The following is a 16,545-nucleotide window of genomic DNA, read 5'->3' on the forward strand; positions in this document are numbered from 1 at the left end:
CACAATTCGTGCGTGAAATCGGGTCTATTCAAATCGGCTCTCCGAACCGACGCGGCGACCTGTAAACTGTAACTTATAGTACACTATGAGGGACCGGTCGTTGATGCACATCAAAGGATCGCAGCTCCTTCGGGGGACGACAGGTCTTGTTCATCGGGTGCACGGAGAGGCTCCCGGCAATTCGGGAAAGAGCGACGCCCGTTGAAGACGTTCGCGCACAGAACCGACGTTATTGCCGGGCTCTGACCGCGGCGAGCTAGAGCGCGATCCGAGCAAAGTGAACGCGTTTTCGCGCGAATCGGGGGCACCGGTTCTCGTGAATAAAATGCACTGATTCAAGAATTTGGAGCGCTTCATCGTTTCCATGAAACGATGAAGCGCTCCAATCACCCCAGCCCGATGCGATAGCTCTGCGGGAACGGGGTGCCGGCCATGTCCACCGGCGCCAGCGGCCGGGCGGCGGGGCGCTTCAGCACCCGCTTCACAATCTCCGGAATCACCACCCCGCCCACATAGCGGCCGAGGCATTCGTGGTGGCCGTAGCCGAAATGCAGGTAGGTGTGGAACGGCCGGTCGGGCCGGAACGCCTCCGGGTCCGGCACGAAATCCGGATCGAACATGGCGGACAGGCTCAGCGGCAGCACCACCGTGCCCTTGCCGATCACCTTCTCCCGGTCGGTGCCCTGGGCGATGGTGATGGTGGAGGCCGCCTCCCGGAACATGAAGGCGACGATGGGCGAGAAGCGCAGCGCTTCCCACACATGGCCGTCGAAGGCCGCGTCGTCCCCCGCCTCCGCCGCCGCCCGCGCGCCGGCCAGCGCCTCGGGCCTCGCGAACAGCTCGGCCAGCGCGTTGATGACCGCTTCCGCCGTGGTCTCGATGGCGCCGATGAGCAGCCCGCCCACATTGATCACCACCCGGTCCATGCCGAAATGGTCGGCCGCCGGCAGGTTCAGGCTCAGGATGCGGGTCAGGCTGTCGTCGGGGGCGGTGCCGGCCTTGATCTGCGCAATGCGCGCCGGGATCAGCTGGGCGAACAGGGTGCGCAGCTTCACCCGCGAGTCTTCCGCCGCCTGGTGGACGGCGTCGGCGTCGGGGCGGTCGTCGTAGGGCAAATTGTTGAACTGGTCCATCTGGTTGGCATAGGACCAGTCGAGCAGGTCCTGGTCCGGCCCGTGGATGCCGAAGCAGCGCTGCACGATGCGCATGGGCACGTGGCGGGCGAGCTGCTGCACCGCCTCGATCTCGCAGCCGGCGGCGTCCAGCGCCGCATCCGCCACCTCGGCGGCGACGGCGCGGATCTTGGGCAGGTCGTCGAAGGCGAGGATGGCGCGCATCACCGCCTTGTCGCGGTAATTCACGATGGTCTCGTCCATGGCCAGCATGAAGTCGCCCATCTTGGGCTTGTAGAGATCCACCGTGAACACCTTGGGGAGCGAGAGCACCTCGATCACGTCGGCGCGCCGCGCGATCAGCGTCACCTCGCTGGTCTCATAGATGGGGGCGTGGGCGCGCAGCTCGGCGAAGAAGGCGCGCGCCTCGTGGGCGATGAGGTCGCGGGCGAGCGGCCAGCGCTCGGCCGGGCGCAGGGCCGCGAGGCGGTCGAGCAGCGGCGTCGGCGAGGCCCCGCCGTTACAGCTCCTGGCGGAGCCCTCAGTGGCGGCGGACATCCGGCCCCTCCAGGATCTTGAGATATTCGATGATGGCGTAGCGATCATCCGGCGAGAGCTTCGCCACCGAGGGGTCGGGGAAACTATGGCCCCGGTTGGAATTGCCCGCGAGGTTGGTGTCGAACAGGAACAGCCCCTCGCGCTCCTTCTCGGGCAGCGAATCGGGAGAGGAGACGAAGCCGAGCTTCTGGGTGTCGAGCTGCTTTGAGCCCACATAGAAGCGGGCAGGCCGCTCGTCCTCGGGGGAGAGCAGGTCGTAGATGGTGGGCACCGAACCGTTGTGCAGGAACGGCCCCGTCGCCCACACGCCGGCCAGCGGCCCGGCCTTGTAGCTCGCCGGCGTCAGCCAGCCCGATTGGGGCGTGCTGCTGCCCGGGGCGAAGCGCCAGCCATACCATTGCTTGCGCGCATCGCCGGTGATGCCCTGGGCGCGCAGGCTGTTCTCGGTGATGACGGTGACCGCCGCCAGCAGCGCGGCGCCGGCCGGCACCTGCCCGTCGGAGAGGTGCGGCGCGTTGGCCACCAGCGGGCCGAGCAGGCCGGGCCTGGCGAAGCGACCGGTGAAGTTGGTGAGCATCTTGGGGTCGGTCTTCACCTTGGCGATGTCCACCATGGAGACCGCCAGCCACTGCCGCCCGCCCTCGGTGTCCGCGGCGGGGGTGAAGCGATACTCGGGACCGCCGTGGCAGCCGGCGCAATTGGCCTTGAACAGCTCGGCGCCGCGCTTCGCCTTGGCCGCATCCACCTTGCCCAGCTCTTTTTCCGGCCACGGCGGCGGCTTCAGGTCCGCCACCCAGTCTTCCAGCGCCACCAGATTGTCGGCAAGCGCGGAAGAGGAGAAGGCGGCGGGATTGCCGTTGGCGAAGCTGGTGTGGCCGAACACGCCGAGCACCTCGCCCAGATTGCGCCCGAGCGGGTTGCCGGCCACCCCGTTCCACTGCACGTAGCGCTGGGCCGGGGTGGTCCACAGGAAGGGATAGCTCACCGGGGCGTCGGGCATGCGGAAGTTGGCGGGCTCGCCCAGCGCGTCGGCGACCACGGCATTGAGGATGTGGCCGAAGGCGTCGAGCCGGCCGCGCCCGTAGGGCACCGGCGTCCAGGACGCGGCTTCCAGACGGCGGATCTCGGCGGCGGTCGCCTCCAGCGCCGGACGCACCTGCTTGGGATCGACGCCCACCAGGCGCCCGGCGAAGCGCTGGAACTTGGCGGGGTCGGCCAAGGTGTTGTCGAGGGCGCGGCTCAGCCGCTTCATGAACAGCTGGTAGTCGGCAGCAGCCGCGCCGCCGTCGATGCGGATGCGCACGCCGTTCGCCTCGATGTCCGCGGTATGGCAGGCAGCGCAGGTCATGCCCACCATGGGGCCCATTGTCCCGGCCGGCCGCGGATCCTTCACGAAGCCGATAGGCAGCCCGTCCGGATTGAGCTGCGAGGGCTTGTCCGCCGGCAGGAAACCGAGCTCGGCGATGTGCGCCGGATCAAGGAACGGCTTGTCCGACAGCGGCTGCTCCAGCGCCCGCAGGAAGACGTAGGGGAGCAGCTGCGAACCCTGCGAGGTATAATAGAACAGCTCGCGCATGCCGTCCGACCAGCCCTGGTCCAGCACCTTCGGCGGCCCGGCCTGCTCCACCGCCTGCCGCCGCGACATGATCGCGTCGGTGGCCGCCGCAAGGCCCAGAAAGCCCGCGATGCCCGCGATCACAAAGAGACCTTTTCGCCCCAGCATTTTCTCCCCCAAACTTTGATGCGGGACATCGTCGGTCCCGCTGGAGCCGGTCCGCACGGGCAGGCCGTGCCGGTGCGGTGAAGCCGTCTCGTTTCATAATAATTAAAATGCGTTTCACTGTCCGGTTGGAAGCCGAACCGCGTCAATCCGGACGGATTGCACACGCCGCAGCGGCCCGAACCAAGCTTCGACGTCGCGCTTGGGCCCCGGCCGGCTCCGGTGTCCGCAATTGCCACCGCCGCCGGACGCCGAAGCCTCGCGCACCGACATGTCAGGCGAGCGACAATTCAGGTCGTGACTGGGTTTGAAATGGAGCACCGTCGCCACTCCCTCCCCCGCTCTGAAGCCGGATGTTTCCGGCTTCAGCTTTTGGGAACCGAACGCGGCAACAGCCAGGTTCGGAGCAGCAGAGGGTGCCACGGTGCGCCCGGTCGGAGCAGCCGACCTTCAAACTGGGACACGACCCATCTCACACCCGCCCATGCTCACACCAGCGACAGGTCGAGGCTCTCGCGCAGGCGCGCCACCAGCTCGCCCTGGCGGTTGGTGTCGGTCTTCTCGTACAGCGCCTTGAGCTGGCTGCGCACCGTGGACATGGCCACGCTGCGCTGCTGGGCGAAATCGGCGAGCGAGGCCCCCACCGCCAGCGCCGCGCCCAGCGCCGCCTCCGACGGGGTAAGGCGGAAGGTGGTCTGCAGCCGGCGCGCCACGTCGGTGCCGCTGCGCCCCGGCGCCCGCACCACCACCGCGATCTGCGAGCGCGTGGCGAGCTTCACCGCGCCCGCGCCCAGCGGCAGGGGATGCAGCGACACGCGATAGGGACCGCTGTCGCAATTCGGGCGCGCCACCTCCATGTGCTCGGCATGGGGCAGGCTCGCCTCGCCCCGCGCCGCAGCCAGAGCCAGCGCCACTGCCGCCGCCACCTGCCGCGAGGCGCGGTCGTCGCGGAAGGCGAGCTTGCCGCCGCGCAGGGCGATGTCGCCCTCCTTCACCATGGCATCGCCCGCCACGTTGACGTGGGCGACGCGCATGTCCGCATCCACCAGGAAGATGCCGGCATCGACGATATCGAGGGCGGCGGCGATGTCGCCCACCTTGGCCTTCGCCTCGTCGAGCAGCGCATACAGTTCGAACGCCCGGCGCAGGTGCGGCACCACGAGGGAGAGCTTCTGCTTCTCGGGGGCGCCGAACGCCCCCTGCCCGCGGCCGCGCATGGCGCACACGGTGGCCATCACGTCCGCCTCCTGCGCGAAATAGGAGACCAGCGAATGTTCGAGGTCCATGGGCTCCACCACCTCGCGGAACATGGCGGAGGCGCGGAACTGGTCGGGGTCCACCCCGTCCTCGCCGCAGATGATGCGGCCGGGGTTGGAGAGAATGTACGACAGGCGGGGGTCTTCCGTCGCATGGCGGTAAAGGAAGGTCTTGTAGTCCTGCGGGTCGTGGCCCCACACGCGCCAGGTCGGCTTGCGCTGCTGCTTCAGGCTGAACACCGCCAACTGGCCGACGCGGCCGTCGACGAAGCGTGTCACCCCCTCCAGCAGGATGCCCCACTGCTGGGGATCGCCGCTGAGTTCGTACACGTCGCCGATGAGGCGGGAATATTGATCGAGATCGCCCATGTCCGTCCCATTTCCGCGCAGCGCCGCAGCCGGCCGGGCCGGAAGGGCGAAACGCTCAGATCCGATGGACCGCCGTGGCTCATCCCCGCGAGAGCCGTGGCGCGCTGGCACCCTCACTCCTGCAAACCGGCAAGGAAGAGGACAAACGGTGGCGCGCACTGCGCCACCCGATGCCGCCGTCGCCGGAGCGGTCACGCTCCTTAAGATTGCAGCATTGCACAACCGCCTCAGGCTGCAAGACGGCCGATGGGTGGGTCATCCCCCATTCGCGGGATGCTGCCCCATGGGGCTCCATGCTGCCCTAAGGGAGAAGGGCAAGGGCAACAAGAACAGCGTGAAGAACCGAATGACATTTGGAAGGTCCATGGAAATGTGTGCGGGGGGAGAGGATCCGCGCCCGTCGCTCCGCGAGGCGATCGGGGAGCGCGTGCGCGCCCTGGCGCTGGAATCGGGCGCCCGCCCCGCCGATCACGGCTTCGGCTTCATGTTTCCCGCGCTGTGCGGGCCGGCCCATCGCCTGGCGCCGGAGCCGCGCACCCTGAAGGATCTTGCGCGCCTGGCCTCGGTCATGGCCGAGCCTGCGGACAGCCCGCCGCCACCCCGTGTCCGGTCGGCCGGTGATGGCGACCTGCCTGCCGCCTATACCTATCTCGTCGAGTTCCTGCGCAACGATCTGGTCTGGGAGCGGCGCGCTCCGGACGAGGTGCGCCTGGGTCCGGACGCCTTCGCGGCGCTGCCGTCGCTCACCGGCCTGCTGAACCGGCGCTCGGGCGGGCTCGACCTCGACAGCATCTATGATGCCCCGCGCGACCCGCAGGCGGTGCGCCGCATGCTGGTCGGCGCCGTGACGCCGAAGCAGAACGGCTGCCCCCATGGACGCCCGCCGCGCGCCGGCGTGGCCAACGACCTGCCCCGCCATCCCCGCAATTCCGAGCCCGGCCGCGACCGCACCCCGCGCATGAGCGATGCCCGCAACGACGAGCACCTGATTCTCGGGCAGTTGCACGTGGCCTTTCTGAAGGCGCACAACGCCCTTGTCGGCTCCGGACTGTCGTTCGAGGCGGCCCGGCGCGCGCTCCGGCGCCGCTTCCAGTGGATGGTGCTGTTCGACCTGCTGCCGAAGCTCTGCGCGCCGGATGTTCTCGAAAACGTGATGGCGGAGGGCCCGCGCCTGTGGCGCGTGGAGCGCCCCACCGCCCTGTTCATGCCGGTGGAACTGTCCGCCGCCGCGCTGGTGCTGGCCCCGTCCATGCGGCGGGCAAGCTATGACTACAACGTCCATTTTCGCGACGTGGAGCGCAGCGCGCTGGCGACGCGGAGCGTGCTCGCCGGCGGCCGGCACGGACCGGAGACGCTGCCGGAGCACCATGTGATCTCCTGGGACGGCTTCCTGCCCCTCGCCGCCGAGGCCCCGCAGCGGGCGCGGCGGCTCGATACCCTCATCTCGGGCGCACCCGAAAGCGCCGAGGCCGTCGCCAGCCACCACCTGCTGCGCGGCTTCCGCCTCGGCCTGCCGACGGGGCAGGCGCTGGCGCGGCATCTGGGCCTCAAGCCCCTGAAGGACGACACCCTGCTCGCGGCCCTGCCGGACCACCAGCGCGTCGCCGCTCTGCCGTTCTGCGAGGCGACGCCGTTGTGGTTCTACATCCTCGCGGAGGCCGGCAATCCCGAAGGCCCCGCCGGCCGGCATCTCGGCCCGGTGGGCAGCCGGATCGTGGCCGAGGCCCTGTGGACCCTCGCGCTCCATTCGGACGCGTCGATCCTGTCGCCCGGCACCCTGCCGGACGTTGCCCGCTTCTCCCTGAGCGACCTCATCCTGCTCGCTGCGGAAGAAGACGGGCGCGGGCTTTAAAGAGCAGTGATTCGGCCGCCGCTGGTGGATTCCATCTGCCGTGGCCTCGCGTCACCAGGGCGGGCGCGGCCGGGCGCTGGACCCCGGAGCCATTCCCTTCCGCGGGCGCGAATCGGTCGGGGCATGCCCCCGTCCGCATCAAGTTGCAACGCATCATCGGAAGGCCGGGATGGGGCGCCGGCCCTAACCGAGTGCGGCGGGAGTTCTGAAAAACGTCAAGCAAAGCTCGGTAATATAGTGCCTCAACCTGAATAAGCCGTGGGCGTCTACTTGCATTTTTCGCAAACTCAGAAGAAATGACGTGACAGCTCCGCGCCCGTACGCATAGGTTTGCGCTGCGGCAATTCTGCGGAAGAGGGCGCTTCCCATGGATAGCTTAGATCTTCTGGACGGTCAGGTACGGGCGGCCGGTAACGGCCTTGGTCAAGAACCCGAAGCTGTTGCCGTCATCGGAATCGGCTGTCGTTTTCCAGGTGGCATCACCAGCGCGGAAGGTTATTGGTCCTTCCTGCTGGGAAAACGATGTGGCATTCGCGAAATACCGGCGGATCGCTGGAACGTTCGCAACTATTATGATCCGGACCCCGAGACCACCGGGCGCTCCTATTCCAAGTGGGGCGGTTTCCTTTCAGGCGACGTCTTCAACTTCGATCCGGCTTTCTTCGACATGGCCCCGCGCGAGGTCATGCTGATGGACCCCCAGCAGCGCCTGCTGCTGCAGGTGGCCTATGAATCCATCGAGGATTCGGGGGTGCCGCTGCGCACCCTGCAACGCCAGCGCGCCGGCGTCTTCGTGGGCATTTCCACGTCGGACTTCAGCTACAGCCAGCGCTACCGGCGGGTCGCCACCGACATCTTCGCCGGCACCGGCTCGGCCTATTCCATTGCGGCGAACCGCATCTCCCACCGGCTCGACCTGAAGGGGCCGAGCATCGCGCTCGACACCGCCTGCTCCTCGGCCCTGGTGGCGGTGGACCAGGCCATGCGCCACCTCGCCATGGGCACCTGCGACGTGGCGCTCGCCGGCGGCGTCAACCTGATGCTCGATCCCGGCCCGTTCGTGGCCTTCGCCAGCGCCAACATGCTGTCGGCCACCGGCAAGATCTATACGTTCGACGCCCGCGCGGACGGCTTCGTGCGCGGCGAGGGCTGCGGCATCGTCGTGCTGAAGCCGCTGGCCCGCGCCGTGGCGGACGGCGACCGCATCTATGCGGTGATCCGCGGCTCGGCGGTGAACCAGGACGGCCGCACCGCCACCCTCACCGCCCCGAGCGACGTGGCCCAGACCGCCATGCTGGAAAGCCTGGTGGCCCATGCCAACATCGACCCCGAGGACGTGGGCTACGTGGAAGCGCACGGCACCGGCACGCCGGTGGGCGACCCCATCGAGGCGAGCGCCATCGGCCGCGTGTTCGGCGCCGGCCGGGTCGACCGGCCGGTGCTGGTGGGCTCGTTCAAGCCCAATCTCGGCCATCTGGAATCCGCATCCGGCGTCGCCGGGCTGATCAAGATCGTGCTGTCCACCCATCACGGCATCGTGCCGCCCAACCTCAATTTCGAGACCCCCAACCCGACCATCCCGTTCGATGCGCTGGGCCTGTCGGTCCCGGTGGAGCCGACCCCCTATTCGAGCGAGCACGACGTGCGCCTCTCGGTGGTGAATTCGTTCGGCTTCGGCGGCACCAACGCCTCGGTGGCAGTGGAAAGCTTCCATGGCGGCAAGCGGCCCCGCGCCGACGCGCGCGCCCGGCCGGCCCCCGCCGAAGGCCCGGTGTTCATCCCGCTCTCGGCCAACGGCAAGGCCGCCCTCGGCCTGTGGGCGGAAGAGCTGGCGGACGCGGTGGACGAGGGCGGCACGCTCGGCGCGGTCCCCTACGAGACCCTGGCCAGCGCCCTCAAGACCAGCCGCGACCACCTGACCGAGCGGGCCGCGATCCTGGCCGACCCGCAGGCGCAGGATCTGCCGCTCAAGCTGCGCACCCTCGCCCTGGGTGCCGACGCACCGGCCAACGAGGCCATCGCTCCCTATATCATCACCGGCCGCGCCAAGCCGCGGCGCCTCGCCTTCACCTTCTCGGGCCAGGGCGGCCAGTGGTGGGCCATGGCCCGCAAGCTGCTCACCGAGGACAAGACCTACCGCAGCTTCGTCGAGACCTTCGACGAGGCGCTGAAGCCCCATACCGGCTGGTCCGTGATCGAGGAGATCACCCGCGACGAGGCCACCACCCGCATCAACGACGCGGACGTGACCCAGGCTGCCATCTTCTCCAACCAGGTGGGCCTCTACCGCATGTGGCGGGAGCGCGGGCTCACGCCGGAACTGCTGGTGGGCCACAGCTTCGGCGAGGTGGCGGCGACCCATATCGCCGGCTGCATCGACCTCGATACCTGCGCCAGGATCATCTACAACCGCGGCCTCATCCCCCACGGCAGCACGCGGCGCGGCGCCATGGCGACGCTGGGCGTCACCTGGGACCAGATTGCCCCCCTGCTGCCGGCGGACGAAAGCGTGGTGGTCGCCGCCTATAACGGCCCCACCGCCCAGACCATCTCCGGCATGGAAGCGCCGGTGTTGGCGCTGCTCGAAGAGGTCAAGCGGCTTTATCCCGACGTCACCGCCCGCCGCCTCACCATGGACTTCGGCTGGCACTCGCCCCACCTCGACGATTGCGAGGCCCGGTTCCGCGAGGGCCTCGGCGAGATTTCCTGGAAGCCGCCATCCTTCCCCATCGTCTCCACCGTCACCGGCATGCTGGAGACCTGCTTTGATACCGAATACTGGTGGCAGAACCTGCGCCAGCCGGTGAGCTACAAGAAGGCCATCGACTTCTGCCTGGATCTGGGCATCGACGCCTTCCTGGAACTGGGGCCGCACCGCACCGTCACGCCGCTGATCCACGGCATCGCCCAGGAGCACAACGCCTCCGTGGTAGCGGTGTCCTCGCTGGAGCGGCAGGGCGACGACCGGCTCGTGATGGCCCGCTCCATGGCGAGCCTCTATGTGAATGGCGTGTCCTTCGACTGGAGCGAGAGCGACGCCGGTGCCGAAGAGCACCTGCCCCTGCCGCGCCGGCCCTGGGTCAACGAGCGCCTGGTGCAGTTGCCGCTGGAAGCGCGCCAATTCCTGTTCGAGGGCGACCGCCACCCGCTGCTTGGCTGGCGCGAGATGGGGCCGGAGCCGGCCTGGACCAACGAAATCACCCTCAAGAGCGCCAAATATCTCGCCGACCACCGCCCCGGCGGGGACTGCCTGTTCCCCACCGTCGGCTATCTGGAGATGATGACCGCCGCGCTGCGCGAGCTGTTCGGCAACGCCCCGGTGGAGCTGCGCGACTTCCGCATCTACGAGGCCCTGTCCATCGGCGGCGACGACGTGGTGCTGCTGCGCACCTCGTACGATCCCGCCACCAGCCGGCTGCGCATCTCGTCCATGAAGCGCGATACGGAGGAGGACTGGCGGCTGCGCGTGGAGGCCTACGGCTGGCAACATGCCTTCGCCGTGCCGGCCGCCAGCTTCGACCCGGCCATCCTCCAGACCCGGCCGGCCATCGAGCGCGAGGACTTCTATCGCCTCACCTCCCGTCATGGGCTCGATTACGGCCCGACCTTCCAGGCGGTGGAAGCCCTGTGGCTCGCCGGGCCGCGCCATGCGGTGGCGCGCATCTCCAGCGCCGATGCGGCCAAGCGCGACGGCTTCATCGCCTTCCCCGGCCTGTTCGACAGCGTGCTCCAGTCCGGCCTCGTGCTGGAGGACGTGGGCCTCGGCCTGTGGATCCCCGGCGAACCGCTGCCCGACGAGGACAGCGTCGCCGGGAAATACAAGCTCATGCTGCCGGTGGGCATCCGCAAGGTGATGGTGGCAGGTCCCCTGCCGTCGGAAGTCATCTGCGAATTCTTCACCGATCCCGCCGACGACACGGGCATCTATCGCGTCTATGCGCTGGACGGTACGCCGCTGCTGGCGGTGGAGAACCTCAAGGTCAAGACCCTCGGCGCCCTGAAGGCGAACGCCAACGACGGCGGCACCGTGGTGATCGAGGAGACCTTCGAGACCGTGGCGCCCAAGGCCGACACGCCGGTGCGGCTCGGCCGCTGGCTGGTGCTGTCGGGCGATCCGGCGGCGACCGAGCCGCTCGCCTCTGCCCTCGTGGCATCGGGCGCTGTGGTCGAAACCCTGGCGCCGGACATCTTCACCGCCATGAAGGCGGAAGAGGCCACCCAGCTGATCGAACAGCGGCTCGCCGCGCCCGAGGGCCTCACCGGCATCGTCTATGCGGCGACGGCGGGGGTCGAGCTGGGACCTGAGGCGGAGCTGTCCACCGAACGCCTGGTGGCGGCGGTGGAGGAAGCCTCCTTCGGCCTCGTCACGGTGGGCCAGGTGCTGGACCGCCTGCGCACCGTACCCAGCCGGCCGGCCCTCGTGGTGGTCGCCCGCGCCAGCCGCCTGATCCCCGGCGACGGGCCGATGGCGACGGAAGGCCTCGCGGATTCCGCCCTGCTCGGCCTGTCGCGGACGCTGGCCAACGAGTGCCCGGAATTCGCCATCCGCCATGTGGACGCCGACGCCGACGCCTTCAGCGAGGGCCAGGCCCTCGCCCTGGCGGTGCTGGAGGAGAGCGACGAAGCGGAAATCATCCTGCGCGGCACCGAACGCACCGTGCCGCGCCTGCGGCAGGGGCCGCTCAACGGCCTCGCACCGCGCCGGCGCACCATCGCCAAAGCCAGCGACCCCGCCAACTTCACCGTGACGATGACCAGCCCCGGCCTCATCGACAATGTGGTGGTGCGCGAGTGCCCCTACCCCACGCCCAAGGCGGGCGAGGTGGTGGTCGAAGTGACCGCCGTCGGCCTCAACTTCCGCGACATCATGGCCGCCACCTCCATCCTGCCCGACGAGGCGGAGGGCGAGGGCGCCTGGTGGCGCAATCTCGGCCTCGAATTCGCCGGCACCGTGCGCTCCACAGGCGAGGCCATCACCGGCTTCAAGCCGGGCGACCGGGTGATGGGCATGGGCAAGGGCTTCCTGCGCCGGTTCGCCGCCGCGGACGCCCGCTTCCTCATGCACGTGCCCGACGACGTGACGCTGGAAGAAGCCGCAACCCTGCCGGCCGCCTTCATGACCGCCCATTATTCGCTGGTGGACATCGGCCGCCTCGAACCCGACGAGAAGGTGCTGGTGCACCTCGCCACCGGCGGCGTGGGCCTTGCCGCCATCCAGGTGGCGCGGGACATCGGCGCCGAAATCCTGGCCTCCGCCGGCTCCGACACCAAGCGCGCCTTCCTGCGCGACCTCGGCATCACCCATGTGATGAACTCGCGCAGCCTCGAATTCTCCGAGGGCGTGCGGGCCGCCACCGGCGGGCGGGGCGTGGACGTGGTGCTGAACGCCCTGTCCGGCGCCGGCATCGACAAGGGCCTCGAATGCCTCGCGCCCTTCGGCCGCTTCGTCGAGATCGGCAAGCGCGACCTCGCCCAGGACAAGCCCATCGGGCTGAAGTCGCTCTACTACAACAACTCCTATTCGGTCATCGACCTCTCCACCATCGCCGACGAGCGCCCCGCGCGCCTGTCGTCCCTGCTGCGGGCGGTGGAGGCCAAGGTGGCGCAGGGCCTTTACCGGCCGCTCGTCGCCACCCGCTTCCCGGTCTCCCGGGTGGCGGAGGCCATGCGCATGTTCTCCAAGGCCCAGCACCTCGGCAAGGTGGTGCTCACCTTCGACGAACCCGCCATCGAGGTGGAGGTCGACCTCAACCAGCCCATGCACTTCTCGGGCGAGGCGAGCTATCTCGTCACCGGCGGCCTGCGCGGCTTCGGCGTGGCGGTGGCGGACTTCCTCAGCCGGCAGGGCGCCGGGCGCCTGCTGCTCTGCGGCCGCAACGGCACCCCCGACGCGGATTCCGAGCCGGTCCTCGCCGCCATCGCGGCGCGGGGCACCGAAATTGTCCCCATCGCCCTCGACGTGACGGACGCGGATGCCGTGGACGCGCTGATCGCCGCCCACGCCAAATCCGACAAGCCGCTGAAGGGCATCGTCCACGGTGCGGCGGTGATCCAGGACGGCTTCGTCAGCCAACTCGACGAAGGCCAGATCTCCCGCGTCATCCGTCCCAAGGCGGGCGGCGCCTGGAGCCTGCATCGCGCAGTGACCCGGCACGGGGCCGATCTCGACTTCTTCGTCAGCTTCTCGTCGCTGGCGCAGGTCATCGGCAGCCCCGGCCAGGCCAATTACACGGCGGCCAATTCCGTGCTCAACGGCATGGGCTCGTTCCGCAAGAGCCGGGGCCTTGCCGGCTCGGCGGCGGCCTGGGGCTCCATCGCCGGGTCGGGCTTCGTCGCCCGCTCCGAGGCGCTCGGCAATTATCTTGAAAGCATCGGCATGAAGCCGGTGCCGGACACGGAGGCCGCGGCTTCCCTCGGCACCCTGCTGCGCGCCGAGGACGAGAACCTCGGCTTCGCCCGCGCCGACTGGGCGGCCATCTCCCGGGCCCTGGCGCGCACCGCCGGAACCGCCCGCGTGAAGCCGCTGCTGGCCCAGCGCACCGGCGGGCGCTCGCGCATCCAGGCCGAGCTGCTCGCCGCCCCGCGCGAGGCGTGGGACGGCATGCTGGCCGACCTCATCCGCGGCGAGGTGGCGAAGGTGCTGAAGGTGTCGCCCAACGACATCCCGGCCGACCGCCGCCTCTCGGAACTGGGCCTCGACTCCCTGTCCTCGTTCGAGCTGAAGAACCGCATCGAGGCCCATGTGGATGTGAACATCCCGGTGGCCAAATTCCTCCAGACGCCCACCGTCACCGGCCTGTCCGGCGTGGTGGCCGTCACCTTCGAGGCGACGCAGAAGGCCCGGGCCGCGACTGCCGCGGCGCTGGCTGACGGCGGCAGCGGTGCCGGTGGGGCGGGCGACGGCCCGGTGTTCCGTCCGCTGGTGCGGCAGGAGGCGGTCATCGCCCTCGGCGGCCGGCCCATGACGTCCCCGGTCACCCGCGCGGCTCTGGAGGTCTCGGCCTCCCGTACCGTCGATGCCCCGCTGGATTTCGAGGCGCTGGCCCAGGCGCTCGCCGCCCTCGCTGCGGCCGAAGATGCCCTCAGGCTCACCGGCACCGCCGCGGGCGAGATCGTGGCCGGCGACGCCCCCGACCTCGAATGGATCACCGACGCCTCCGGCCTTGCCCCGGTCACCCAGCCGGGACCGCTCTGGCGGTTCGGCATCTCCAAGGCGGCGGACGGCGCCCTCACGCTCCATGCGCGGGCCCACCGCGCGGCGGCGGATGCCCTGTCGCCGTATCTCGCGCTGGCCGCCCTCGTGGCGGCGGCCGGAACGGCTCCCGCGCCCGGCACGCCCTTTGCCGCCTTCGCCGCGGCAGAACGGCCGGCGGACGGCTCCATGGCCCTGGCCGGGCACATGGCCTTCTGGAAGGAGATGCTGCGCACGCCGCCAGCGGCCCTGCCGAACCTCGGCCGCACCCTGGCGTCGGCACCCACGGGCTTCGGCCTCAATCGCGGACCGGTGGGCCATTTCGACGCCTCCTTGACCCTTCCGGGTTTCGACGCCCTCGCCGTGCCGGACCAGGAAGCCCTCCTCGTCGCCGCCCTGGGCCGCGCGCTCGCCGCGGGCTCCGGCATCGACCGGGTGCTGGTGGAATGCCATGACCCGGCCCGGCGGGAAGGACCTGCCGGCCTGATCGGACCCGTGGGCACCGGCGTCCCGCTGCTGCTGGACCGCCTCGACGCCCCCGCCGACTGGCTGATCCGGCGGGCGCTCCAGCGCCTCGCCGCGGCACGCAGCCACCGGGCGCTGGACACGGCGGCCGTGGAAGCCCTGCTGGCAGAACGCCTCAACGCCGCCGGCGCGGCGCTCCGGCAGGTCGGCTTCTCCTATCTCGACGCGGACGGGGCGGCCCGGGCCAAGGCCCTCGGCATCGGCGAGCCCCTGGCGGCGCTCACCGATCCGTTCAACGAGCTTCGGCTCGATGTGGTGGCTGACGGCGCCAGCCTGACGCTGAGGCTCGCCCTCGACACCGCCGCCATCCCGGCGGAGACCGGGCGCGCCCTGCTTGAAGCCTTCGTCGCCGCCGTGTCCGAACTCACCGGCACCCCGGCAACGATCGGTACCACCACCTGGCACGGCGCCACCGGAGCGGTGCGCCGCGCGGCGGCCGCGCCACCGCCCCCGGCAGCCGGCATCGCCGCCCCCGCGGTGACGGGCCTGACGCCTTCGGGCGAACGGCCGGTTCCGCTCTCCGTCAAGCAGCACAACGTGCTGCGATCCCTGATCAAGCCGGGGACCAACCACGCCTACCGCGTGTTCTGGTCCATCGGCCGCGCCTTCCGCATCGCGCCCCGCGCCGACATCGACCGCCTGCGCCGGGCCCTGCGGCTGGTGGAGGAGCGGCAGGAATCCCTGCGCACGCGCTTCGTGGTCAGCGACGACGGACAGCCCCACGCCCTCATCCTGCCCTGCGGCGAGCCGCCCATGGTGGTGGAGGAGATGCCGGGCGCCGATGCCGCGGCCGTGCAGGCGCGCCTGTCCGCCCTGCTCGATTCCCCGCTCGATCCGTTCACGGAAGCGCCCTATCGCGTCACCGTGCTGCGGGGCGGCGAGGACGGCGACGTGGTGGTGGCGCAGGGCCATCACCTCATCTTCGACGGCTGGGCGCTGGGCGTGTTCGTGGAGGAAGTGTTCCAGGCCTTCCTGGGCATCCCGCTGGCGCCCCCCGAGATGACCGTCGAGCAGTATGTGAACGAGTTCGACCGGGCGACGGACCCCGTCTTCATGGCCGAGCGCGAGGCCTATGTGCGCGAACTGTACGGGGCCAACCCGCCGCCGCTGCCGAATTTCGGCCGCAAGGCAAAGGGCCTCGCGACCAATTTCGACCGCACCCAGGCGGGTCCGGGCGGCGAGATCTTCGCTTTCCTGAACCCCACCGGACAGGAACGGGTGCAGACCCGCGCCCGCCGGATCGGCATCACCGAGACCTCGCTCCTCAACGCCGCCGTGGCCCAGGCCATCGCCGTGCGCGGCGGGGTGGAGGACGTGATCCTCAACATCCCGGCGGCCATGCGGACCGACCGCCGGCTCAACAACTTCGTCGGCTGGGTGCACGGCTCCACCCTGCTGCGTGCCCCCGGCGGGGCCATGGCCGACCTCGACGCGCTGGGCATGACGCTGTCGGACCAGCTCAACCAGGCCCTGGTCTACACCCCGTTCGAGTTCTGCTTCCTCGAAGGGGATCTGCACGACGACCTGGTGGCCCGGGGCTCCTACCTCGCGCTCTATGTCAGCGGCATGCAGACGCCGGACCGCTTCGCCCGGGGGGCCACCACCTCCTCGCTCCAGCGGCAGGGCAAGACGGAGGAGCTCGATCTCGGCGTCATCAAGGTGGCGCCGCTCTCGGCCAAGCTCATGCGCTACGCCATCAACGAGATCGACCTCAGGTCCTTCCAGAGCGCCGATGGCCTCGCCTATCGCCTCGGCTACGACACCACGGCGCTGACGGCGGCGGAAGGACTCGAACTGGTCGCGGACGTGATCGACCGCCTGGGCGTCGGCCCCGATGGGGTGGCCTCCATCGTGGATACCGACGTGCAGGAGGAGAGCGCGTGAGCACGGCAGCCATCGCCCCCAGGGGCGGACGCCTTCCGTCTGCGGAGGGGATGCGGTGAAGCCGCAACCCCTCCCCC

5 protein-coding genes are annotated in these 16,545 nt (G+C 69.8%); 2 read left to right on the plus strand and 3 right to left on the minus strand.

Annotation, left to right across the window (positions count from 1 at the left end; translation table 11 throughout):
• Positions 1-386 precede the first annotated feature (386 nt).
• From K9U41_RS08840 to K9U41_RS08850, 3 genes are all read right to left on the minus strand, one after another.
• Positions 387-1,670 carry a cytochrome P450 gene (locus tag K9U41_RS08840; RefSeq protein WP_282640474.1) on the minus strand — a complete coding sequence of 428 codons (1,284 nt, stop codon included), beginning with the start codon at positions 1,668-1,670 and terminating at the stop codon, positions 387-389.
• Entirely contained in the window at positions 1,654-3,369 is a 1,716-nt protein-coding gene (locus K9U41_RS08845; RefSeq protein ID WP_282640475.1) for a di-heme-cytochrome C peroxidase, read from the minus strand. The genes K9U41_RS08840 and K9U41_RS08845 overlap by 17 nt, the downstream gene beginning before the upstream one ends.
• 509 nt (positions 3,370-3,878) lie before the next feature.
• Positions 3,879-5,015, minus strand: coding sequence for a helix-turn-helix transcriptional regulator (locus tag K9U41_RS08850; RefSeq protein WP_282640476.1), 1,137 nt, complete (start codon positions 5,013-5,015; stop codon positions 3,879-3,881).
• A 364-nt stretch (positions 5,016-5,379) separates the two neighbouring features.
• On the opposite strand from K9U41_RS08850, the gene K9U41_RS08855 reads away from it, so the two are divergent.
• Positions 5,380-6,867 (plus strand): hypothetical protein, encoded by a 1,488-nt coding sequence (locus K9U41_RS08855; protein ID WP_282640477.1) that lies wholly within the window; start codon positions 5,380-5,382, stop codon positions 6,865-6,867.
• Positions 6,868-7,234: 367 nt separating this feature from the next.
• Complete coding sequence (locus K9U41_RS08860; protein WP_282640478.1) at positions 7,235-16,468, plus strand: type I polyketide synthase; 9,234 nt, start codon at positions 7,235-7,237, stop codon at positions 16,466-16,468.
• Positions 16,469-16,545: the final 77 nt, after the last annotated feature.

Source organism: Xanthobacter autotrophicus, from assembly GCF_029991245.1.
Classification (GTDB): Bacteria; Pseudomonadota; Alphaproteobacteria; order Rhizobiales; family Xanthobacteraceae; genus Xanthobacter; species Xanthobacter autotrophicus_C.

What these genes read in the sequence shown, in the direction of transcription:
- K9U41_RS08840 (WP_282640474.1), bottom strand. Translation starts at nt 1,670, where the DNA reads ATGTCCGCCGCCACTGAGGGCTCCGCCAGGAGCTGTAACGGCGGGGCC.
- K9U41_RS08850 (WP_282640476.1), bottom strand. Translation starts at nt 5,015, where the DNA reads ATGGGCGATCTCGATCAATATTCCCGCCTCATCGGCGACGTGTACGAA.
- K9U41_RS08855 (WP_282640477.1), top strand. Translation starts at nt 5,380, where the DNA reads ATGGAAATGTGTGCGGGGGGAGAGGATCCGCGCCCGTCGCTCCGCGAG.
- K9U41_RS08860 (WP_282640478.1), top strand. Translation starts at nt 7,235, where the DNA reads ATGGATAGCTTAGATCTTCTGGACGGTCAGGTACGGGCGGCCGGTAAC.